Raw genomic sequence first — 20521 nt, 5'->3', positions numbered from 1 at the left:
TGGGGGTCGTCACCGGACCCCGTACGACGAGCCGGACCGAGGCGGTCCGGCTGGTGGCCTCCCGGTAGTCGGCCGGACGCTGCCGGCCGTATCCGGAACCGGCCTACCTGCTGTGCGGGAGGCTCAATATGTATCTATGGTGTCAGGTATGTCGATCACAGATCAGGCGTTGGCCATCGAGGCGGCGGAGGCGGGTGCCGCGGTCGTCCGTTCCCACTACGGATCAGCGCTGACCCGCTTTTCGAAGGGCGCGGACGACTTCGCCACCACAGCGGACATCGCGGCAGAGAAGGCGATCCTGGACACCCTGCGCGCGGCGCGTCCAGACGATGTCCTGGTGGGTGAGGAGAGCGGGCGCACGAGCACCGGCGACAGCGAGCGGATGTGGCTGGTAGACCCGTTGTGCGGGACCTTGAACTTCGCCGCGCAGACCATGCTGGTCGCGGTCAACGTGGCGCTGCGGAGCGGCACGCAGCCCACCGTGGCTGCCTCGGCGGATCCCTTCAGTGACGAGGTGTTCTGGACCGACGGCGCCGCCGCCTACCTGCGCCGCGGCGCCACCGACGAGCGACTCGTCCCGTCGGCCGACTCGAAGCTGGTGGACATCAACCTTTATCCGCCATTTCCGAACGAGGTCGACTTCCGGACCGCGCGGATGCTCGCCGATGAGGACTTTGTCGCGCGGTTCCAGCTACGTGTGGTCGCCAGCACGCTGGCGGTGGCGTGGGTCGCTGCCGGCCGCCGCGCCGGCTACGTCACCGATGGTAACCAGCTATCCGACAACGTTCACTTCGCGGCCGGGCTCGCCCTGTGCACGGCTGCGGGCTGCGTGATCACCGGGATTGACGGTCAGCCGCCGGACGTCGGGCTGGGGGGACTTGTCGTGGCAGCCGACGAGCAGACCCACGCTAATCTGTTGAGGTCCGTCCAGAATCAGCGGAATCGGACATATTGAGTCGGGTAGCCGGTAGTTCGTGCCGAGTCGTCACGACGACGGGGGTCGCTTGGCCGCCGGGCTCGGGCTGCTGCGCCTATCGGATGCCGGCATCCTTTCCGGCGCATTATCGGTACGTGATCGGTGGAGTCGGTGTGGGGTCGGTGTTGTCCCCCGTGCGAGCTACCGGCAGGTGTCCTCCGTGTGGTGACGATTTCCGGCGGGCGACTCCATAGCGTGGAGCACAAGCCGCGGCGCGATGGCAGCGGTTTCCCACGAAGGAGTTGTCATGCGGCTGTTGAAGCAGCTTGGGGCCGTCGCGGCGGTCGCCCTCGTCGGCAGCCTGACCGGAGCCGGTGCCACTATTCGTCGAGGAATGCTGATCGGCCTGATGGTTCGCCCAGGCCGGGGATCCGCCAGTACCCCGACCTGGGCGTCCGTCAGTTGTTGAGGTACGCCAGCAGCTGCGCGATCTGGTCGGCTCGGGACTCCCGGACCCTACGGGCGAAATCCCTGACTTCCGGGTTTTCTCCCTTTTCCTCCGCCCACTGGGACATCTCGACCGCGTTGTGCTGATGGGCGACGAAGAGGTTGATGAAACTCCGGTCGAAGTCGGTCTCCGGCGCGTCTCTCAGCGCGGCGATCTGCTCGGGCCCGGTAGCCGGCAGACCGCCGTGCTCAGCATGCGCAGCCGGGTCATGGTCGACCGCGGCCGGTTTCGACCAGGTGTCGAGCCACGATCTCATCACGGTGACCTCGTCGTCCTGGGTGGCCTGGACGGCAGCGGCCAGTGTCTTGATCTCCGCCTGTTGCGCCCGCGTCCCCGCCAGCCCGACGAGCTCCAGGCCCTGCCCATGGTGGGCGATCATCATCTGTAGGTACATCACGTCGGCGGCGTTGTGGGCGGTGCTGATCTGGACGGCTTCGGGGGTCGGTGCCGGGGGTTCCGACGTGCTGGACGAGGTGCCACAGCCGGCCATCCACAGTGCCGCTCCGACGGCTGTCAACAGGGCTGCGACGGCCCTGGTTGCGCGCCTCATACCGGCAGCCACAGGGCGAGCGTGAACAGCGACGGCTCCCAGCTACGAATCGCGGTGTGAGCCTGCCGGCAACGGTAGCGCTCTCCGCCGAAGGTGACCTCGTCACCGACCCGGTAGGCGGTACCCGCTGCCCAGGCTGCGGCGGTCGGCCCACCGGGCTGGCCTGGCGTCCCCGGATTCGTGGGCAGGGCAGTCGAACTGGGCTGGCCGGTCGGTTTCGGCGTCGGCGTGCTGGTGGGTTCGGGAGTCGGCGACTGGGTCGGTGGGGTGGTGCCTCCGCCCCGCACGTCGAGGTCGATGCAGTTGTAGAAGGCCATCGGGGTGTCGCCGATGTTCCAGATCGCCAGCACCGTCTGCGGCCCGGCGAAGTCGCTCAGATCAACCTGGTGGGTGACGACCGCCTCGGGCTGCCGGTTGCCGCCGTCGAACTGGGCGATCCGGGTGTCGCCGATGAAGTACTCCCACGTGCTGGTGCGATGCCGAGCTGTCAGGGTCCAGCTGAAGGTGACGGTGTCGCCCACCTTCCGCGCCGGCCAGCCGCGGTTGTTGTCGTTCAGCACGGCGAACTGGGAAAGCCCGCCGTCACAGCGTTTGAGGCCCTTCGGCCCCTCCACACTCTGCGGCTCGTACTTGATCGGGCCGCAGTCCGGGACGGCGCGTTGCGCGCACAGCGCCTGCCGGCTCGGCGGCGAGGCCACGTACCCGTGCGCCGAGGCGGGCGACGCGAATGCCAGTGTCGAGCTGGCCGCGGCCGCGACGGCTGTCAGAGGGTAGGCGATGAGCTTGCGAATGTTCATCGTTTGTCAACCGTCCTGTCGGTGGTTGCCGGAACCTCCGGCATACCTCGGGTTACGGCTGAGGACGCTAGGCATGAGTGCAATAACAAAGCCTTAAAGACCGCGAAAACACTTCTTAAAGTACGATCCGCTGTTACCCAGGAGCGGTACGTGCACCGCGTCGGCTCAGCTGCGGTCGGCGTGCCAACGACGTTCGTCCGGCACGGACGGCGGGCCGGATGATGTGCCCGCCGCCAGGACCAGTGCCACCCGGGCGCCACCCAACGACCCGGTTCCGATGTGCAGCCGACCGCCAGCGGCGATGGCTATCCGCTGCACGATGTCCAGGCCAAGCCCGGTCGAACCGGCTCCGCTCGTGCCGCGTCGGACGGCTGCGGCGGGGTCGGCGATGCCGGGACCGGCATCATCGACGACGAGCGCGTCCGGTGAGACGGTGACCTGGAACGCCGACCCCTCCGGGGTGTGCGCGAACACGTTGCCGAGCAGGGCGTCCACCGCCAGGATCAGATCACCGCGTGGCACCGGCAGTGGCACCTGCCGATCGCCGCCGACCACCGTCCAGGGCCGCTGCTGGTCCTCGGCCAGGACGGCCCAGAACGCCAGCCGGTCGGCCAGCACCTCGACGAGGTCGGTGCACTCGGTGTCGCGCTCGCCCACGCTGCTCCGGGCTCCCGTGATGATGGCCTCCAACTCCTCGTCGAGGAGGTCGCAGGCTTGCCGCATCCGCTCCCCGACGGCGCCGGGCGGCATCGCCTCAACGTCGAGGCGCAGCGCCGTCAGCGGCGTACGCAGCCGGTGCGACAGGTCAGCGGCCATCTCCCGCTCGGCGTCGATCAGCCGCCGCATGTCCTGGGCAAGCCCGTTGAACGCCTGTGCAGCGTCGTGCAGCTCCGCCGGGCCGTCGGGGGCGACCCGGGCGGTCAGGTCGCCGGTGCCGAGTTGCCGGGCGGCACCGGCGAGCCGGCGGGTGGATCGCACGATCCGGCTACCCAGTCGATCGGCGACGAGTGTGGAGCCACCGACGAGGATGACGGCGAGGCCGGCGAGGGCCAGCCAGGAACGCCATACCCCACGCTCCATATCCTCGCGGGGTACGTGTACCTCGATCACCGCGGTCTGCCCGTCGCTGATCACAGTCGGCAGCAGGTAGGCCAGCCCGCCGCTCGTGTCCGCGGTGACCGGACGCCGGTATCCGGCGGCGAGTGTCACGTCGGCGGCAGCGGCGTGCACCACCCCGACCGGGGCCACGTCGGGCAGGTGCACGGCGAGCCGTCCCTCGCCGCCGGCGGTGGTGCTCATCACGGCGCGCGTCAGCAGGCGCGGATCCTCGTCCACGGCGAGCGCCGCCACCATAGCGGCAGCCTGCTGGTGGGCATCACCGATGGCCCGGTCGTACGCGAGTTGGCGGGTCACCACCGCGAGCGGCACGAGGAAGGCCAGGGCCACCATCGACGTGATGGCCAGCGCCAGCCGGTTGAGCGCCCACCTCATTGCAAACTCCGCCTCGCCCAGGTCCGACTGTCAGTTCTGATCGACCATCATGACGCCAACGCCGCGGACGGTGTGCAGCAGCCGCGGCCTGGCAGCCGTCTCGCCGAGCTTGCGCCGCAGCCAGGAGATGTGGACGTCGATCGTCTGTTCCTCACCGATTCGGGCCTGTCGCCAGACCTCGGTCATCAGCTCCCGCCGACTCACCACCCGCCCGGCCCGCTCAGCCAGGTACGTGAGTACGTCGTACTCACGCCGGGTCAGCTTGAGTGGCTTACCGTCCATCGTGGCCCGCCGCTCTTTACGCCCGATGACCAGTGGCCCGACGGTGATCGTGCCGGGCCCCTCCTGGTCGGTGCCGCTCCGGTACCGCCGCAGCACCGCCGAGATGCGGGCCAGGATGTGCTCACCGGAGAACGGCTTGGTGACGTAGTCGTCCGCGCCCGAGTTGAGCAGGTGGATGATGTCGGTCTCCGACCGGCGGGCGGTGATGACGACGACCGGTACCTCGGAGATGGACCGGATCATGCGAAGCGTATCCGTACCGTCGATGTCAGGCAGCCCGAGGTCGAGGAGCACCAGATCCGGCGGCTCCCCGGTCAGGACGCGCAACGCCTCGGCCGCCTGACCGACGGCCCGCACGGCATGCCCCGCGTCGGTCAGCGCGCGGGACAGCGCCGCCGTAATGATGCTGTCGTCCTCGACCAGCAGAATCAGCGCCATCTCGTTACCATAGGCGCAATTGGGAGAAGGGATCATCATGCGCACACTCCGCGGGTGGGCGCCTACGCTCGGATGGCTCGCGGCTACTGCCGCCAGCATCGCACTGACCTCGGTCGCCCTGCTTCCCGTACTGCGCACCGCGCCGACCGGCGAGGCGGCGCTCGCCTCGGTTCGTGAGCTGTCCCGCGAGGGGCACAACGACAACCCTCCGGTGGCCGTCACGGCGTCGCCGCGGCCGACCCCGTCGTCGGCCACTCCGTCCGTGGCGCCACCCTCCGTGGCACCGTCCGCGGAGACACCGTCCGCTGCCGACACGCCAAGCCCCAGCACCGTCGCGCCGCGAGAGTCCACCACCCGGGACGGCTGGACCGTCACCACAGACGACGCGGGCGTGGCGACATACCTGCGCTCGTTCCGGGTGGAGGGCGGTCAGGTGGTGATCCGCGCCAGTGATGGACGGGTGCACACTGTCACCGCTACCCCCAGCATCGGTTTCTCGACGAAGACCGTGCAGAACACCCCAGACAACCTGGCGGTCTATTTCCTGGAGCCGCACCACCACTTCATCATTCACGTGGTGTGGCGGGACGACGCACCGTTCGCCCAGGTCAGCGAGATCGGCGACTGACGTCGCCCGTACCCTCCCGGAGGGTCCACCAGCGAGCATGCCCCACGCACCAGCCGGAACGGCCGCGAGACAGGGTCGCTGTCACCGCGGCGACCGGAATTCGGGCCGGCTACCCACGTTGTCCCTGGCGTAGCGCCGTCGACAGCCGGGGAACACCTTTCCCAGACGATCTCGACGTCCCGCATCGTGCGCCGATCGGCCAGCCTGTCGAGATCGGCGGCAAGAAGCTCGGGATGAGGGGTATTTACGTACCCGCGCCGAGCTCGGGGTGCCAGTCGTCGTGCCGGTCGGCCAGGTGTCGGCGCAGCCGAGCCTGCATGAGGCGAAACCGGTCGAGCCACGGAACCGGGACCCGGCGATCGTGCAGCACCGATCGGGCGATGTCCGCGGCGGTCTGGTGCTCGCCGCGCTTCTCATAGGTCAGGGCGACCATCCACCTCATCTCACCTTCCACGTCGGGGTCATCGGTGCGGGAGGCGACCCACCCGGCCTCGGCGGCGCAGTTGCGGCCCAACCGCAGGAGCAGCCGGGCCAGCCAGATGGTGAGGGTCATGCGGTCGGCGGGCGGCATCGTGCACTGGGTGTGGGCACGTTGCAGGATGGTCACCGTGATCCGGGGCGCGCGGGTGGTGAGCTGCTCGACGTGAGTAGTGAGCCAGCGGGTCAGCGTGATGTCCAACGGCACCGCGTCAGCGAGTAACTGGGTGACGACCCGCTCGGGTGGCCCGCCGGCGCCTGCTATCCGTTCGGCGAAGGAGCGGTGCAGCAGGACTCGTAGCGCGCTGGCCGTGCCCTCGTGCAGCACCCGTGCGACGACCGGGTGGCGGAATGTCAGCTCGTCACCGGTGCTGGCGACGACGCCGGCCCGTGCGGCCGGCGTCAGCAGCTCGACCAATTCGGCGGTGGGACGCTCGGTCACCACGGCCAATTCGCTGAGCGAACAGCCGGGGCCGACGTCCGCGGCAGGTCCAGCAGCGAGGAAGGCCGCCGCGCGCAGTACCTCTCGGGTCGGCTGGGTGAATGGGGCGAGGTGGGCGTGGACCACACGGATGAGGCTTGCGGGAAGCTGGCCGTTGGGGTCGGAACCCGCTGTGGCCAGGTGCCACAGGTAGCACGGGTTACCCCCGGCGGCCGCCACGAGATGGTCCAGCTCCGGGGATTCCGGCGGTTCCGGAGCAGCCGTACGTACCAGGTGGCTGCTGGCCGCCCGGGTCAGGGGGGCCAGCTCGTGGACCTCGTCGGCGGCGGTGCCGAACTCGGCGGTGCCGAACTCGGCGGTGCCGAACTCGGCGGTGTCGGGCCAACTGGTGGCGATGAGCAGGAGCGGCAGTTGCGTCGTCACCTCGTGTAGGGCCCTCCAGGCCGCCACGGTGTGTGCATCAGCCCAATGCAGGTTGTCCACCACGAGGACCAGCGGAGCTTGCTGGGCGACCTGTCGTACCAGGCTGACCACCCGGGCAACCGGCGCGGTGGCCGAGTTGCCCATGGGCGGGCTCGTGGCCAGCGAGATCTGCCGGACCAGCTCGCTGCTGGGCTCACCCGCCAACGCCGACTCCATGCACTCCAGCAGGAGTCCAAGCGGTACGCGCCGGGACAACTCCCTGCCGACGGCCCAACCGATCCGGCAGGTGGACGGTGCCGTACTCGGCAGTGCCACGGCGAGTAGTGCCGACTTGCCCATTCCCGTGAAGCCCTCGACGCGGATGCTGCGCCCTTGGCCACGGGTCGCTTCGACGACGGCTCGACGTAGCCGGCGGATTTCTGTCTCGCGGCCGGCCAGTGATCCAGGGCCGGCTCGTACCGGCGACCGGGTGCCGGTTCGTGGTGGTGACGCCGGTACGTGACCAGCGGGCTCCGTCGGTATGGGAGGGCGCGGACGACGTGGCACATCCGCCCGGCCCGCGGCGTGGAGAGCCGCGGTCAGCAGGGGAGCGAGGTTCTCACGAGTTGGATGAGCCTCGATCAGCGTGCGGAGCGTCGAGATGGCCTCGTCATGACGGCCGGTTTCGACGAGCAGCGTGGCGTGCCGTTCCGCGGTGGTCAACCGGAGCTCCGCCAGGCGTTGCCGCTGGGCCTCGGCGAAGGGGCCGGGTACGCCGGCGAGCGCTGTCCCCTGCCACATCCGCAGTGCGGCGGTGAGCGAGGCCAGTTCCGTACTGCTGTCGCCGATGGCCCGGTGCCGTTTGCTCTCCTCGCGCAGTGCCTCGAACCGGAAGGCGTCGACGTCCTGCTTCCGTACCAGCAGGCGGTAGGTGCCGCCGCCGGAGGTGAGCACCTGACCAGCTGACCACCGGTGTCGACACGGATCCAGGATCTTGCGTAACGAGGAGATGTACGTGTAGAGGTTTCCGGTCGCACTGGCCGGCGGGTCGTCACCCCACAGTGCTGCGATCAGCTGTTCCCGGGTCACGGCGTGGTTTGCGTGCAGTGCGAGGAAGCTGAGGACGGCGGTCCGGTTGCCGGAGCCGAGCACGAGTTCGGTGTCGTCCTGCCAGGCCTGTGGTGGCCCCAGTAAGCGAATCTTCATGCCGGCGTGCTCGGTCGGCACGGCCAGCGGTTGGAGCGTGCGATTGGTGATCGTCGTCGTCAACGGACCGCTCCCTCCGTTGCCTGTATCGACGCACCGGGTGTCACACCGCGAGCACAGGTTATCGCTTCTCCGGAGGGGCACCCCGATGATAGCCCATCGTGGACAGTGCTGATCCGTACGCTGATTGGTCCTTCGCTGATGCTCTCCCGGGCAACAGGTGACCGAAACCTGCCCGTCACCTGCGCGGCACTTGACGGGGACGGCGGCTCCGGGCAAGAAGTCCCGCCAGCCAGGGCACGATAGCCCTGTTGTCCTTTCACGTGAGGTGAGCGGGCTGCTGCACTCGTTCCGTGCTGGCTGACCGTGATGCTGTCTCGGATCCCTTCGCGGGCGAGCTGTTCCTGACGCTCGCCATGGAGGGGCGGCTGGTCATCGACGCGGTGCGGGCTGATGCCGCAATAGCGGACCTGCAGCGTACCCTTTCGGCCGTCCAGAACCGGCTGCACGTATTGCGCGTGCGGCAGGGTCGGCCCACCTGGCGGATGGACGATCTGCCTGACGACCTGGCCAGCGACGTAGTGAACGCGATCTTCGCGGACCAGCTCTCCCCTGGTCGCCTGGAACAGGCAGAGATCGAACTCCGTAAGTATATCGAGGCGGTGCGGTGTGCGCGGCGACCGGGTCCGCCTCCCGGCGCCGCCGCGTCGAACACCCCGGAACCCCAGTGATCGGCTGGGCGCGCCACGAACCTCCACGACCGCGGTCGAGGCGTGAAGGTGGCATGGAGGAACTCTGAAGATCTGCTCCGCAGACTGGCGCCGCCAGAAACACAACGATGCGGAGGACGTCGTGGAACAGGTTCGGGTGGTGCTGCGGGCCTCGGATCCGCTCAGCTACGAGGGGCTGCTCAGCTATCTCCAGTCCCGGTCGGAGTTCACGGTGGTGGACCCGGCGGATCAGGCGGAGGCCACGGTTTTCGTGGTTTCCTGCGATCAGCTGACGGCCGACGTGGTGGCCCTGCTACGTCGTAGCGCGGCGGAGCTCGCTGTCCCGGTCGTACTCGTGGTCAGTGAGATCACCGAAGCTGAGCTACTCATCGCGGTGGAGTGCCGGGTCGTCGCGGTTCTGCCGCGAGGTGCCGTGACCGCTGACCGGTTGGCGCACAGCGTGCTGGCCGCGGCGAACGGCGGCGGTGTCCTCCCCCCGAACCTGGTGGGTGAGCTGCTCAAGCATGTTGAGCGGTTGCACCGTGAGGTGCTGACGCCGAACGGACTCAACGCCGCCGGGCTCACCTCCCGTGAGATCGACGTGTTGCGGCTGATGGCCAACGGATTCGACACCCACGAGATCGCCGACGAACTCTGCTACTCCGAGCGAACCGTGAAGAACGTCATCTACGGGGTCACCCACCGGCTCAAGCTGCGCAACCGTGCGCACGCCGTCGCGTATGCGCTGCGCACCGGCATGATCTGACCCCGGTCATCCGGTCCTTCCCCCCGGGGCAGGGCCGCGTCGGGGTGGGAGATCTCCTGCCTGGGCATGTCCGCCAGCGCGGTGTCGCGCTGGGCGTGGCGTGCCTGTTCATGTTGGGTCCTGACATGTCAATTTCCGCCTCTTCGGGCACTGTGACGCGTCCGTGAACAGGCGCGACGTCTTGACACCCCACAGAAACAGGCGTAAAAAAAGCCATCTCAACTTTGAAACGGGGTTGAAACAACATGTACGCCGAGGAGCGACAGCAGGAGATCGTCCGGTTGGCCCGGTCCCATGGCCGCGTCGACGTGGCGACGCTTGCCGGCACTCTCCAGGTGACGACGGAGACGATCCGCCGTGACCTCACCGTGCTGGAGCGTGCCGGCGTACTGCGCCGGGTGCACGGCGGAGCGATCCCCGCGGAACGGCTGGGATTCGAGCCGGCCCTGGCCACCCGGGACTCGGTCCTGATCCACGAGAAGGAACGGATCGCCGCAACGGCGCTGGCCGAGGTGCCGTCGGAGGGCTCGATCATCCTCGACGCGGGCAGCACGACCGCCCGCCTCGCCGAGGCGCTGCCCACCGATCGAGAGCTGACGGTTGTGGTCAACTCCCCGGTCATCGCCACCCTTCTCGGCTCCCGGCCGAATCTGAACGTGCTCCTTTTGGGCGGACGACTACGGGCGCGCACCCTGGCCACGGTGGAGGACTGGGCCCTGCGCGCGCTCGCCGACCTGTACGTCGACGTCGCGTTTCTCGGCACCAACGGATGCTCGGTCAGGCGGGGCCTGACCACGCCCGACCCGGCCGAGGCGTCGGTGAAGCGGGCGATGATCGCGGCAGCGCGCCGCGCCGTGCTCCTCGCTGACCACACGAAGCTCGGCAACGACCACTTCGCGCGGTTCGGGTCTCTCACCGACCTGGACCTGATCGTCACCGACTCCGGAGTCGAGGACGGTCTCGCGGTCGAGTTGGAGAGCGCCGGGGTCCGGGTGGTGCAGGCATGATCGTCACTCTCACCCTCAACCCGAGCCTCGACCGCACCATCGAGATCGAGGAACTCGTTCGTGGTGACGTCATCCGGGCCACGTCGGGGAGTATCGAGCCGGGCGGCAAGGGCGTGAACGTGTCCCGTGCTCTGCTGGCCAACGGCGTACCGTCGCGGGCCCTGGTCACCTGCGGCGGGGACGAGGGCGGTCAGCTCATCCGCCTCCTGCGCAGTGAGCGGGTCGACGTGTGCGCGCTGCCGATATCCGGGAGTACGCGGTCGAACATCACCCTCGCCGAGCCGGACGGCACGGTCACGAAGATCAACGAGCCGGGGCCGGAACTCAGTGCCACGGAGTTCTCCGCGATCACCGACCAGGTGCTCACCGAGGCCGGTGCCGGTGGCTGCGTGGTGATCTGTGGAAGCATCCCGCCAGGCCTGCCCACCCAGGAGTTCCGCAGCCTCTGTGAGCGGGTCGTCGCCGCCGGTGACCCCCTGGTGGTGGACACCAGCGGGCCTGCCCTCCAGGCTGCCGCGAAGGCGGGCGCCAGCCTGGTCAAGCCCAACCGGGAGGAACTCGCCCAGGTGGTCGGTCGTCCGCTGGCCTCCTTCGCGGACGTGGTCGACGCCGCGCAGGAGCTCCGCTCCTGGGGAGCGGGCGCAGTGCTGGCCAGTCTCGGGGCGGACGGAGCCGTCCTGGTCGACGCCAACGGGGTCATCGCCGGCGCGGCGACCGTGGCACGTCCACGCAGTTCGGTCGGGGCCGGCGACGCCCTCCTGGCCGGCTTCCTCGCCGCCGGCGGCGGGGTCTCCATCCCCGCTGCCCGGTCCGGCCAGGTCGAGGATCCCGAGTCGGGTGGGCAGTCACCCCACCGGCGGAACGCGCTGGCCGAGGCCGTCGCCTGGGGTGCCGCCGCCGTGAGTCTGCCCGGCAGCCAGATGCCCGGCCCCGCTGACATTCGTCGTGAACGAGTTCGGCTGCACAGCCGATTGACCGAAGTCCAGCCACTACTTTCCCCCAGCTGACCCTCCCCGGCTCCACCCCCCGCCCCGGTGTCGAAGGAGTAACCCCTCATGACAACAAGCAACTACACACCTACAGTTCAGGGCACCGGCGTCAAGGCCACCATCCAGCGGATCGGTGGCTTCCTCGCCGGCATGGTGATGCCCAACATCGGCGCCTTCATCGCCTGGGGCCTGATCACCGCTTTGTTCATCCCGACCGGGTGGCTCCCGAACGAGGACTTCGCCGCCCTGGTCGGCCCGATGATCACCCTGCTACTGCCGGTCCTCATCGGCTACACCGGCGGCCGTCTCGTGCACGGTCAGCGCGGCGCCGTCGTCGGTGCGGTCGCCACCGTCGGTATCGTCGTCGGCGCCGACGTGCCGATGTTCCTCGGCGCGATGATCATCGGTCCGGCGGCCGCGTACCTGGTCAAGCGCGTAGACGGGCTGATCCAGGACCGGATCCGGCCCGGATTCGAGATGCTGGTCGACAACTTCACCGCCGGCATCGTCGGCGCGGGCATGGCCCTACTCGGCGTGTGGGGGATCGGCCCGATCGTCGGCCGCCTGACCGACATCGCGGGCAGCGGCGTGGACTGGCTGGTCTCCCACCACATGCTTGGTCTGGTGTCGGTCATCGTCGAGCCGGCGAAGGTGCTGTTCCTCAACAACGCCATCAACCACGGCGTGCTCAGCCCGCTCGGGGTGACCGAGGCGGCCGAGGCCGGCAAGTCGATCCTGTTCATGGTCGAGACGAACCCAGGACCCGGGCTCGGTCTGCTGCTGGCGTTCTTCTTCTTCGGGCCCCGCTCACTGCGTCCGACCGCCCCGGCGGCGATGATCATTCAGTTCTTCGGCGGCATTCACGAGGTGTACTTCCCGTACGTGCTGATGAAGCCCCGCCTGATCCTGGCGATGATCGCGGGCGGTGCCGCCGGTGTCTCCACCTTCATGATCACCGGAGCGGGTCTGGTCGCCACCCCCTCACCCGGCAGCGTTTTCGCCTACTTCGCGGTCACCCCGAAGGGCGGCTGGTTCGGCGTCGTGCTCGGCATTGTGATCGCCGCCGCGGTGACCTTCGCAGTCGCGGCCCTGCTGCTCGGGTTCGGGCGGAAGGCGGGAGACGAAGCCGACGACGCGGCCGTCACCCCGGAGGAGCAGGCCGACCGCGAGCAGGCGGAACTGGCCGCCGCCCGGCGTCGCTCGGCCGACAACAAGAACCTGGCGCCGGCCTCCCGCGGATCCGGCGACGACACCGCGCCACAAGCGACTGCAAAGGAGTCCTGACCACCATGACCACCATCAACGGCGCCGCCGTCCGCAAGGTTGTCATCGCCTGCGACGCCGGCATGGGCAGCAGCGCGATGCTCGCCGGCCAGCTACGCCGCCAACTCGGCAAACACTCGGTGGCCGTCGAGCACACACCGGTCGACACCATTCCCGCCGACGCCGACGTGGTGATCTGCCACCAGGGCCTCGCCGAGCGGGCCCGGATCAGCGCCCCAGACACGATCATCGTGCCGATCCAGGTCTTCATCGGCGATCCGGCGGTGACCCGAGTCGTCAAGGCCGTGCAGACCGGCGGCGACCTCGATGGATGACCGCCTGCTGGCGCCAGAGGCCGTCCGGCTCGACGAACACGCCGCCAACCGCGACGACGCGATCCGTCGCTGCGGCGGCGTGCTCGTCGAGATCGGCGCCGTTGACCCGGCGTACGTGACGGCGATGCTGGACCGGGAGCAGTCGATCTCCACCTACGTGGGCGCGGGGGTGGCGATCCCGCACGGCACGACCGCCGGCAAGGCGGCCATCCGCCGCGACGCCCTCGCTGTCGTCCGGTTCCCCGCCGGCGTCGACTGGGGCGGCAACCACGTCACCACCTGCGTGGCGATCGCCGCCCAGGGCGACGGGCACATCGAACTCCTCGCCGACCTCGCCGAGCTGCTCCTGGACCCCGAGCGGGCCCGTGCGCTCCACGAGGCAGCCGACCCCGATGACGTGCGGCGGCTGCTGTTGTCCTCCGCCCCCAACTGACCAGCACACTCGAGAGGAACTCGCGCCATGAAGGTCGTACGCTTCCACGCTCCCGGTGACGTCCGGATCGAGGACGCCCCCGAGCCCACTGCCGGGCGGGGAGAGGTGAAGCTTCGCGTCCGTAACTGTTCCACCTGCGGGACCGATGTGAAGATCTCCCGGTTCGGCCACCATCACATCGTGCCGCCCCGTGTGATGGGGCACGAGATCGCCGGCGAGGTGGTGGAGGTCGGCGCCGCGGTGGACGGCTGGTCGCCCGGCGACCGGGTCCAGGTCATCGCCGCCATTCCCTGCGGGCAGTGCGGCGAGTGCCAGCAGGGTCGCCGGACGGTCTGCCCCAACCAGGAGTCGATGGGCTACCACTACGACGGTGGGTTCGCCGAGTATCTCGTGGTGCCGAGCAAAGTGCTCGCCGTCGACGGGCTCAACCGTATCCCGGACGGGGTTAGCTACGCCGAAGCGTCGGTCGCCGAACCGCTGGCGTGCGTCCTCAACGGGCAGAACCTCGCTCAGGTCGGCGCTGGGGACGACGTGGTGGTGATCGGCTCCGGCCCGATCGGCTGTCTGCACGTACGGCTGGCCCGGGCCCGGGGCGCCAGGAGTGTGGTCCTGGTCGACCTCAACCAGGATCGGCTCAGCCAGGCCGCTGCGCTGGTCGCGCCGGACGCGACGATCTGCGCGGCCGACACCGACCCGGTCGACGCCGTGCTCAAGTTCACCAACGGGCGCGGCGCCGACGTCATCATCACCGCCGCCGCCTCCGGCGCGGCCCAGGAACAGGCCGTCCAGATGGCCGCCCGGCAGGGCCGGATCAGCCTCTTCGGTGGGCTGCCGAAGGACCGGCCAGTCATCGGCCTGGACGCCAACCTGGTGCACTACCGGGAGCTGACGCTGGTCGGCGCGAACGGGTCGAGCCCCGCCCACAACGCCGAGGCACTGCGCCTCATCGCCTCCGGTGAGGTGCCGGTCGCCGACCTCATCACCCACCGGTTGCCGCTGGACGGCGCCCTCGACGCCTTCGAACTGGTCGCCACGGGTGAGGCGATCAAGGTGACGATCGAGCCCTGACCCGCGCGCCTGCCGTCCCCAGAAGGGAGCCTGTAATGCCCACCCGTTCCGTTACGGTCGGTGCTACCAGTGGCCTGCATGCCCGGCCCGCCGCCCTGTTCGTCGCTGCCGCGGCGGCTCAGTCCGTTCCGGTGACCATTCGGACCAGCGACAAGCCTCCCGTTCCTGCCCGTAGCCTGCTGTCCGTGCTGGCCCTGGGCGCCAAGCACGGCGCCGAGGTCACCCTCGAAGCTGACGGTCCCACGGCCGACGCCGCCCTCGACGCGCTCGCCACGCTGCTCGCCCGTGACCTCGACTCCGATGACGAGTCACCGGACCATGGCTGAGCTGCTGCGTGGCATCGGCGTCAGCCCGGGGAGCGCCGCCGGCCCGGCGTATCGGATGAGCCCACCACCACCGCCGCCCGAGCCGGCCGTAGTGGTTGATCCGGACGCCGAGGTCGAGCGGGCGGTGGCCGCGCTGAATACCGTGGCCGCGGACCTGACCCGCCGGGCCGAGGGTGTGGCAGCCCGGGCGGCGGCCGATGTTCTGCGGGCACAGGCGATGATGGCGCAGGATCCGGAGCTGTCGGCCGCTGTGGTCGCGGAGGTGCGGGCCGGGGCCAGCGCACCGGTCGCCGTCGACCGGGCGCTGGCCGTGCACCGGGAGGCGTTCCTGGCCGCCGGGGGCTATCTCGCCGAGCGCGTCACCGATCTGAACGATATTCGGGACCGGGTCGTCGCCGCCTGCCTGGGGCTGCCGCCACCCGGTATCCCCGATCCGGGCCATCCGTTTGTGCTGATCGCCCGTGACCTCGCGCCGGCGGACACCGCCGGCCTGGATCCGGAGCAGGTGCTGGCGCTGGTCACCGAGGATGGTGGGCCGACCAGCCACACCGCGATTCTGGCCCGAGCCGCTGGCCTACCGGCTGTGGTCCGGTGCCCCAGTGCGATGGCTGTTGCCGACGGGGTCGAGGTCACCGTCGACGGCTCGACCGGGCAGGTCGCGGTGGGCGTGAATCACGACACCGTCATCGCCACCCGGGTCTCCGAGCAGCGGCGTCGGCGCCGACTCGCCACGACCCGGGGGCCCGGCCAAACCGCCGACGGCCACCCCGTGGCCCTGTACGGCAACATCGGCTCGGCTGAGGATGTGGACGGTGAGCTGGAAGGCGTCGGTCTGTTCCGGACCGAACTGCTCTACCTGCATCGCACCGATCCGCCCGGACGCGACGAGCAGGTCGCCGCCTACGCCGAGGTCTTCACCGCGCTCCCCGGGCGCAGAGTCATCGTGCGGACCCTCGACGCCGGCGCTGACAAGCCCCTGCCCTTCCTCACGGCCGGGGTGGAACCGAACCCGGCACTGGGCGTACGCGGCCTGCGGTTGGCCCGGCGGCGGGCGGATGTGCTCCATCTCCAGCTCGGGGCGATCGCACAGGCGGCCCGGGACACGGCAGCCGAGGTGTGGGTGATGGCACCGATGGTGGCGACGGTCGCGGAGGCCGCCTGGTTTGCCGCCGCCTGCCGGGACGCCGGCCTTCCCACAGCGGGAGCGATGGTCGAGGTGCCGGCGGCAGCCCTGCGGGCCCGCTCGTTGCTGTCGGTGGTGGACTTCCTCAGCATCGGCACCAACGACCTGAGCCAGTACACCTTCGCCGCCGACCGGCAGTGTGGCGACCTGGCCGACCTGCTCGACCCGGCACAGCCCGCGTTGCTCGAACTCATCTCCGGCTGTGCCGCCGCCGGCGCGGCCGCCGGCAAACCGGTCGGTGTCTGTGGCGAGGCCGCGGCCGACCCGAGGATCGCGCCGGTGCTCGTCGGCCTCGGCGTGACCAGCCTTTCCATGGCCCCACGGGCAGTGCCCGAGGTGCGGGAGGCGCTCGCCGCCCACACCCTCGCCGACTGTCGGCGACTCGCCGCCGAGGCGTTGTGGGCGGCCGGCGCGGCACCGCTCACCGTCCCCTGAGCCGACTCGGCGGTGGGCCGCCCGAGCACTGTCGGGTGTCCCGCCGCCGGCCGGCAGCGTCGCAACCCGGGACTGTCGTCCCGGTGCTGCGGTCCGCCGCACCTCGTGGATTCGGAGCGCACGTGTCACCGACACCGGATCAGCGGCTTCGGGTCTCAGTCCTGGGCTCCGTGCGGGCCTGGCTCGGTGAACACGAGCTGCCCCTCGGACCGGCCCGGCAGCGGGCACTCTTCGCGGTGCTGGCAGCCGCTGCCGGCCGTCCCGTCGGCCGGGACGAGCTGATCGAGGGAATCTGGGGCACCTCGCCGCCGGCTACCGCGGCCGGCAGTGTCTACACCTACGTCTCCGGGCTTCGGCGCAGTCTGGCGACGCCGGGCCCACCCCGATCGAGTCACCACCTACTCACCTCCGGCCCGTCGGGCTACGCCCTGCGGCTGTCCCCCGAGGACCTGGACAGCGAACGCTTTCTGGCTTTCTGCCAACAGGCTCAGGAACTGCGGGAGGCCGACCCACAGGCTGCGGCCACCCGGTGGGACGAGGCACTGGCCTTGTGGCATGGGGAGGCGTACGCCGGAGTCTCCGGTCCCCGGATCGAGACGGAACGTACCCGGCTGGCCGAGCGTCGCCTCACCGCGACCGAACAGCGGGCACGACTGGGCCTGCAACTCGGCGACGACGACCTGCTGGCCACACTGTCCGGCCTGGTGCACGAGCACCCGCTGCACGAGCCCCTGTACGAGTTGCTGATGCTCGCCCTGCACCGGATCGGCCGCCGTACCGCGGCGATCGAGGTGTTCCGGGCCGCTCGGCACACCCTTCTCGCCGAGCTCGGTGTCGGACCCGGCCCGGCTCTGACCGAGTTGCACCGACGGCTGCTGGCCGAGCCCGCCGCCCCCGCTGCCCCCGCCACCCGCCCCACACCACCGATCCTGCCATCCGAGATCAGCAGCGCGGCGTGCGACGGTCAGGCGCGGGTACTGGCGGGGCGCGACGACGAACTGAAGATGCTGCGCGTCCTGGTTCGGGCGGTCGCGGCGGGCCACGGAACCGCGCTGTGGATCGAGGGCGAGCCGGGCATCGGCAAGACGGAACTACTCACCGCCGCCATCGCCGACGCGGACGGCCTGGGCTGCCAGATCGCGTGGGGCGCCGCCGACGAACCGGACCAGGACGCCCCGCTACAGGTGATCTGGCGGGCGTTGGGCGTGCGGGCGACCTCGGAGTGGCATCGACCTCCGAACCCGGCGGCCGCCGCGGAACGCCTGCTCGCACACGTGCGGGCGAGCTGCGAGACCGGGCCCCTTGTGCTCGTCGTCGACAACTTTCAGTGGGTGGACGAGGTCAGCTGCCTGCTCTGGGACCGGCTGATCGCCGTCACGCGACGTATGCCGCTGCTGCTTGTCGCGGCGACCCGACTCGGGTCGTACGGCCACGCACCAGCCCAGCTACGCCGGAGCGTCCAGGCCCGGGAGGGCCACGTACTGCGTCTGCGTGCGCTGCCGCCAGCGGCGATCGAGCAGTTGGTGGCCCAGTTGGTCGGGGCTCCGGTGGGGCCGTACCTGGCGGCGGTCGTGCCGCGGCTGGGCGGAAACCCGCTCGGTGCCCGTGAGGTGATCACAGCCTTGGTCCGTCGTGGGGCGGTGCGGATCAGTGACGGGTGTGCCGACATCGACACATCCGTCCCGGTGGAGGCTCCCCGCTCACTGCTGGTCGTGATCCGGGCCATCGTGGACCTTCTCTCACCCGCCACCCAGGAGGTCCTACGAACGGCGGCGCTACTTGGCCCGGAGTTCAGCGGCGACGACATTGTCGCGGTCACCGGACAATCACCAGTCGACCTGGTGGCAAACCTGGAGGAGGCACTCGCTGCCCACATCGTCGTGGAAGCGGGTAGCGTGCTCGCCTTTCGTCACCCACTCGTGCGGCGAATGCTCTACGAGGGCATCCCGGCGCCGGCGCGAGCGGCGTTGCACCGGCACACGGCCGAGGTGCTGCACCGTGGCGGCGGTTCGGTGATCCGGGTGGCCGAGCAACTCGCCGCCGGGGAGCCCCCGGTCGACGAGTGGATGGTGTCCTGGCTCGTCGAGCGGCACGCCGAGGTGACGAAGCGGGCGCCGCAGGTCGCCGGCCAGCTGCTGCGGCGGGTGCTCGACACGGATGTACCCAGCACGACACAGCGCACGGTGCTGCTCATCGCCCTGGTCAGACTGGACTTCCGGCACCAGCGGTGGTCGATGGCCGAGGCGTGCGAGGCCGCCGGTCTGACCCGGGACCCGGCCGATCGTGCGGAGATGCGTCACCTGCTCGCCACCATGATCTTTCGTCGTGGCGACGCCGTGGCCGCGACCAGCCTGCTCGAGGCATCGCTTCGCGATCCCGAAACGCCCGAGCTCTGGCGGACGAGCCACCATGTGCTGCTGGCCGACTTCCGGCGGGGCAGCCTCGACGATCTCGACGGTGCCGATCGAACGGCCGGGTGCACCCACAGCGAGGCGGTCGCGGCGGGACAGCCGTGCGACGCCGCGTTCGCGTTGCAGACCGTGTGGCTGACCAACTCGATCCGGCGGGACCACGAACGTGCGCTGGAGTACGTCGACCGAGCGTTGGACACCGTTCGGGGCCGTCGGGCGTGCGTGGGCATGTACCTTGACCTGCTCGACAACCGGACGTTCACCCTGCAGAACCTCGACCGGCTCGACGAGGCCGAACGGACCCTGCGTGAGGCGGCGCTCGTCGCCATCCGACACCGGCTTCCACACGGCCTACCGGTGGCCACGGCGGTGCAGCACTACTGGCTCGGCCGCTGGGACGACGCCCTGACAACGCTCAGCGCGGTCCGAGCGGTCGCCGATGACAATCCCGGCATCACGTTCCTGGGAGCCCGCGAACCGGGTGCCGTCACCATGTTGCTGCACGGTGTCGCCGCGCTGATCGCCGCACACCACGACGACGCTGGCCTGGTCGCCGAGCACCTGGCGGCGGTGCACGCGCTGCCCGCCACCGATGCCGAGCGGGCGAGTAGCGACTTCCTGCTGGTCGCCCGCTCGTTGGTCGCCGAGCAGCAGGGCCGGGCCGACGAGGCGCTCGACATCCTCGCCCCCCTGCTGGCACCGGCGTACGCGCCGATGATGCTGCGTCACCAGTGGCTTCCGGGCGTGGTGCGGCTCGCGCTCGACCAGCGCCGCACCGACGTCGTCGAATGGGCGGTGGAGATCTGCGCGGGTGAGGCGGACAAGGAGGTCCGGCCCGCTCGGGCAGCTGCCGCGGCCGAGCGCTGTCGGGCGCTGATCACGGGGGATCCGCAACCAGCCCTGGCTGCGGCGGCACGCTATCGCAGGGTGGGTCGGGCGCCGGAACTGGCGGCGGCACTCGAGGACGCGGCGGTGCTGCTCGCCGCCGATCGTCGCCCGCACGAGGCGATCCGGGTGTGCGGCGAGGCGGTATCGTTGTATTCGGCGCTCGGCGCCCGATGGGATCTGCGCCGGATCCGCCGCCGGCTCGCTGAGTTCGGGGTGGATCGGTCCCGCGAAGCGGTGTCCTTGGGTCGGCGGTCCGTCGCTGTCCTCAGTGCAGGGTGACCTCGATCGGCCCCATCTTCTGCTCAGCGAGCTTGCTGGCCTTGTCGGCCGCCGCCCCTATCGCCTCCGTGATCGCGTTCTGCAGGGCCTGCACGTCACGATGGTCGAAGACGCTCGGGTTGACTCGGACGGCAAAGACCTTGCCGAGCCCGCCGGCCAGCACCGTCACCGTCCTGTCCTGGGAGCGCCCGGTCACGACCGCCTTTTCGAGGTCGGTCTGGGCGTCGCGCATCTGCTGCTCGAACGCCTGGGCCTGGTCCAGAAACTGGTGGATTTCCGGCTGCATGAGAT

Annotated in this window: 19 protein-coding genes and 1 pseudogene; 14 read left to right on the top strand and 6 right to left on the bottom strand. The window is 70.0% G+C overall.

Annotation, left to right across the window (positions count from 1 at the left end; all coding sequences use genetic code 11):
* Nucleotides 1–148: 148 nt before the first annotated feature.
* Both B118_RS0113565 and B118_RS31720 read left to right on the top strand, forming a co-directional pair.
* Nucleotides 149–955 (top strand): inositol monophosphatase family protein, encoded by an 807-nt coding sequence (locus tag B118_RS0113565; RefSeq protein WP_027648423.1) that lies wholly within the window; start codon nucleotides 149–151, stop codon nucleotides 953–955.
* Between the two features lie 268 nt (nucleotides 956–1223).
* Nucleotides 1224–1325, top strand: a pseudogene (locus B118_RS31720) (CPBP family intramembrane glutamate endopeptidase); the annotation flags it as partial.
* Nucleotides 1326–1374: 49 nt separating this feature from the next.
* On the opposite strand, the gene B118_RS0113560 reads toward B118_RS31720, so the two are convergent.
* From B118_RS0113560 to B118_RS0113545, 4 genes are all read right to left on the bottom strand, one after another.
* Entirely contained in the window at nucleotides 1375–1914 is a 540-nt protein-coding gene (locus B118_RS0113560) for a DUF305 domain-containing protein (protein WP_018222117.1), read from the bottom strand.
* A gap of 56 nt (nucleotides 1915–1970) precedes the next feature.
* A complete protein-coding gene (locus B118_RS0113555; protein ID WP_018812083.1) occupies nucleotides 1971–2771 on the bottom strand; it encodes a lytic polysaccharide monooxygenase in 801 nt (266 codons plus the stop codon).
* 165 nt (nucleotides 2772–2936) lie between these two features.
* Nucleotides 2937–4262 (bottom strand): sensor histidine kinase, encoded by a 1326-nt coding sequence (locus tag B118_RS0113550; RefSeq protein WP_018812082.1) that lies wholly within the window; start codon nucleotides 4260–4262, stop codon nucleotides 2937–2939.
* Nucleotides 4263–4292: 30 nt separating this feature from the next.
* On the bottom strand, nucleotides 4293–4982 hold the full coding sequence (locus tag B118_RS0113545) for a response regulator transcription factor (RefSeq protein ID WP_018222120.1): 690 nt from the start codon (nucleotides 4980–4982) through the stop codon (nucleotides 4293–4295).
* A 37-nt stretch (nucleotides 4983–5019) separates the two neighbouring features.
* Here B118_RS0113545 and B118_RS0113540 point away from each other — a divergent pair, with 37 nt between their 5' ends.
* Complete coding sequence (locus tag B118_RS0113540) at nucleotides 5020–5610, top strand: superantigen-like protein SSL4 (protein ID WP_018812081.1); 591 nt, start codon at nucleotides 5020–5022, stop codon at nucleotides 5608–5610.
* A gap of 244 nt (nucleotides 5611–5854) precedes the next feature.
* Here B118_RS0113540 and B118_RS0113535 read toward each other — a convergent pair whose 3' ends face one another.
* Nucleotides 5855–8200 carry an ATP-binding protein gene (locus B118_RS0113535; protein WP_018812080.1) on the bottom strand — a complete coding sequence of 782 codons (2346 nt, stop codon included), beginning with the start codon at nucleotides 8198–8200 and terminating at the stop codon, nucleotides 5855–5857.
* A 290-nt stretch (nucleotides 8201–8490) separates the two neighbouring features.
* On the opposite strand from B118_RS0113535, the gene B118_RS0113530 reads away from it, so the two are divergent.
* The 11 genes from B118_RS0113530 (at nucleotide 8491) to B118_RS0113480 (ending at nucleotide 20230) form a co-directional block, all read left to right on the top strand.
* Nucleotides 8491–8868, top strand: a complete 378-nt coding sequence (locus B118_RS0113530; RefSeq protein WP_018812079.1) for a hypothetical protein — start codon at nucleotides 8491–8493, stop codon at nucleotides 8866–8868.
* 121 nt (nucleotides 8869–8989) lie between these two features.
* Nucleotides 8990–9613: a helix-turn-helix transcriptional regulator gene (locus B118_RS0113525; protein WP_018222124.1), complete on the top strand. Its 624-nt coding sequence runs from the start codon at nucleotides 8990–8992 to the stop codon at nucleotides 9611–9613.
* 245 nt (nucleotides 9614–9858) lie between these two features.
* Nucleotides 9859–10620: a DeoR/GlpR family DNA-binding transcription regulator gene (locus B118_RS0113520; RefSeq protein WP_018222125.1), complete on the top strand. Its 762-nt coding sequence runs from the start codon at nucleotides 9859–9861 to the stop codon at nucleotides 10618–10620.
* On the top strand, nucleotides 10617–11627 hold the full coding sequence (locus B118_RS0113515) for a 1-phosphofructokinase family hexose kinase (RefSeq protein WP_018222126.1): 1011 nt from the start codon (nucleotides 10617–10619) through the stop codon (nucleotides 11625–11627). Before B118_RS0113520 ends, B118_RS0113515 begins: the two co-directional genes overlap by 4 nt.
* A 48-nt stretch (nucleotides 11628–11675) precedes the next feature.
* Nucleotides 11676–12893 carry a mannitol-specific PTS transporter subunit IIC gene (gene mtlA / locus B118_RS0113510; RefSeq protein WP_018812078.1) on the top strand — a complete coding sequence of 406 codons (1218 nt, stop codon included), beginning with the start codon at nucleotides 11676–11678 and terminating at the stop codon, nucleotides 12891–12893.
* A gap of 5 nt (nucleotides 12894–12898) precedes the next feature.
* Nucleotides 12899–13207 (top strand): PTS sugar transporter subunit IIBC family protein, encoded by a 309-nt coding sequence (locus tag B118_RS0113505; protein ID WP_018222128.1) that lies wholly within the window; start codon nucleotides 12899–12901, stop codon nucleotides 13205–13207.
* The gene (locus tag B118_RS0113500) at nucleotides 13200–13640 is read left to right on the top strand and encodes a PTS mannitol transporter subunit IIA (protein ID WP_018222129.1); all 441 of its coding nucleotides are present in this window, start codon (nucleotides 13200–13202) and stop codon (nucleotides 13638–13640) included. The genes B118_RS0113505 and B118_RS0113500 overlap by 8 nt, the downstream gene beginning before the upstream one ends.
* A 27-nt stretch (nucleotides 13641–13667) precedes the next feature.
* Nucleotides 13668–14708: a zinc-dependent dehydrogenase gene (locus tag B118_RS0113495; protein ID WP_018812077.1), complete on the top strand. Its 1041-nt coding sequence runs from the start codon at nucleotides 13668–13670 to the stop codon at nucleotides 14706–14708.
* Between the two features lie 35 nt (nucleotides 14709–14743).
* Nucleotides 14744–15034: an HPr family phosphocarrier protein gene (locus B118_RS0113490; protein WP_018732039.1), complete on the top strand. Its 291-nt coding sequence runs from the start codon at nucleotides 14744–14746 to the stop codon at nucleotides 15032–15034.
* Nucleotides 15027–16652 carry a phosphoenolpyruvate--protein phosphotransferase gene (gene ptsP, locus B118_RS0113485; RefSeq protein ID WP_018812076.1) on the top strand — a complete coding sequence of 542 codons (1626 nt, stop codon included), beginning with the start codon at nucleotides 15027–15029 and terminating at the stop codon, nucleotides 16650–16652. Before B118_RS0113490 ends, ptsP begins: the two co-directional genes overlap by 8 nt.
* A gap of 122 nt (nucleotides 16653–16774) precedes the next feature.
* Nucleotides 16775–20230, top strand: a complete 3456-nt coding sequence (locus B118_RS0113480; RefSeq protein WP_028192896.1) for an ATP-binding protein — start codon at nucleotides 16775–16777, stop codon at nucleotides 20228–20230.
* On the opposite strand, the gene B118_RS0113475 is transcribed toward B118_RS0113480, so the two are convergent.
* Entirely contained in the window at nucleotides 20217–20516 is a 300-nt protein-coding gene (locus B118_RS0113475) for a YbaB/EbfC family nucleoid-associated protein (protein ID WP_018222134.1), read from the bottom strand. The genes B118_RS0113480 and B118_RS0113475 overlap by 14 nt on opposite strands.
* Nucleotides 20517–20521 lie beyond the last annotated feature (5 nt).

Source organism: Salinispora pacifica CNR114 (assembly GCF_000514775.1).
Lineage (GTDB): Bacteria > Actinomycetota > Actinomycetes > Mycobacteriales > Micromonosporaceae > Micromonospora > Micromonospora pacifica.
The sequence above is the reverse complement of the archived record's forward strand: the minus strand, read 5'-3'. Positions and strand labels throughout refer to the sequence as shown.

Excerpts from the sequence above, each read along its gene's own strand:
- B118_RS0113550 (WP_018812082.1), bottom strand. The coding sequence starts at position 4,262 with ATGAGGTGGGCGCTCAACCGGCTGGCGCTGGCCATCACGTCGATGGTG.
- B118_RS0113555 (WP_018812083.1), bottom strand. The coding sequence starts at position 2,771 with ATGAACATTCGCAAGCTCATCGCCTACCCTCTGACAGCCGTCGCGGCC.
- B118_RS0113545 (WP_018222120.1), bottom strand. The coding sequence starts at position 4,982 with ATGGCGCTGATTCTGCTGGTCGAGGACGACAGCATCATTACGGCGGCG.
- B118_RS0113540 (WP_018812081.1), top strand. The coding sequence starts at position 5,020 with ATGCGCACACTCCGCGGGTGGGCGCCTACGCTCGGATGGCTCGCGGCT.
- B118_RS0113490 (WP_018732039.1), top strand. The coding sequence starts at position 14,744 with ATGCCCACCCGTTCCGTTACGGTCGGTGCTACCAGTGGCCTGCATGCC.
- B118_RS0113500 (WP_018222129.1), top strand. The coding sequence starts at position 13,200 with ATGGATGACCGCCTGCTGGCGCCAGAGGCCGTCCGGCTCGACGAACAC.
- B118_RS0113495 (WP_018812077.1), top strand. The coding sequence starts at position 13,668 with ATGAAGGTCGTACGCTTCCACGCTCCCGGTGACGTCCGGATCGAGGAC.
- ptsP (WP_018812076.1), top strand. The coding sequence starts at position 15,027 with ATGGCTGAGCTGCTGCGTGGCATCGGCGTCAGCCCGGGGAGCGCCGCC.
- B118_RS0113565 (WP_027648423.1), top strand. The coding sequence starts at position 149 with ATGTCGATCACAGATCAGGCGTTGGCCATCGAGGCGGCGGAGGCGGGT.
- B118_RS0113520 (WP_018222125.1), top strand. The coding sequence starts at position 9,859 with ATGTACGCCGAGGAGCGACAGCAGGAGATCGTCCGGTTGGCCCGGTCC.
- mtlA (WP_018812078.1), top strand. The coding sequence starts at position 11,676 with ATGACAACAAGCAACTACACACCTACAGTTCAGGGCACCGGCGTCAAG.
- B118_RS0113505 (WP_018222128.1), top strand. The coding sequence starts at position 12,899 with ATGACCACCATCAACGGCGCCGCCGTCCGCAAGGTTGTCATCGCCTGC.
- B118_RS0113475 (WP_018222134.1), bottom strand. The coding sequence starts at position 20,516 with ATGCAGCCGGAAATCCACCAGTTTCTGGACCAGGCCCAGGCGTTCGAG.
- B118_RS0113560 (WP_018222117.1), bottom strand. The coding sequence starts at position 1,914 with ATGGCCGGCTGTGGCACCTCGTCCAGCACGTCGGAACCCCCGGCACCG.
- B118_RS0113515 (WP_018222126.1), top strand. The coding sequence starts at position 10,617 with ATGATCGTCACTCTCACCCTCAACCCGAGCCTCGACCGCACCATCGAG.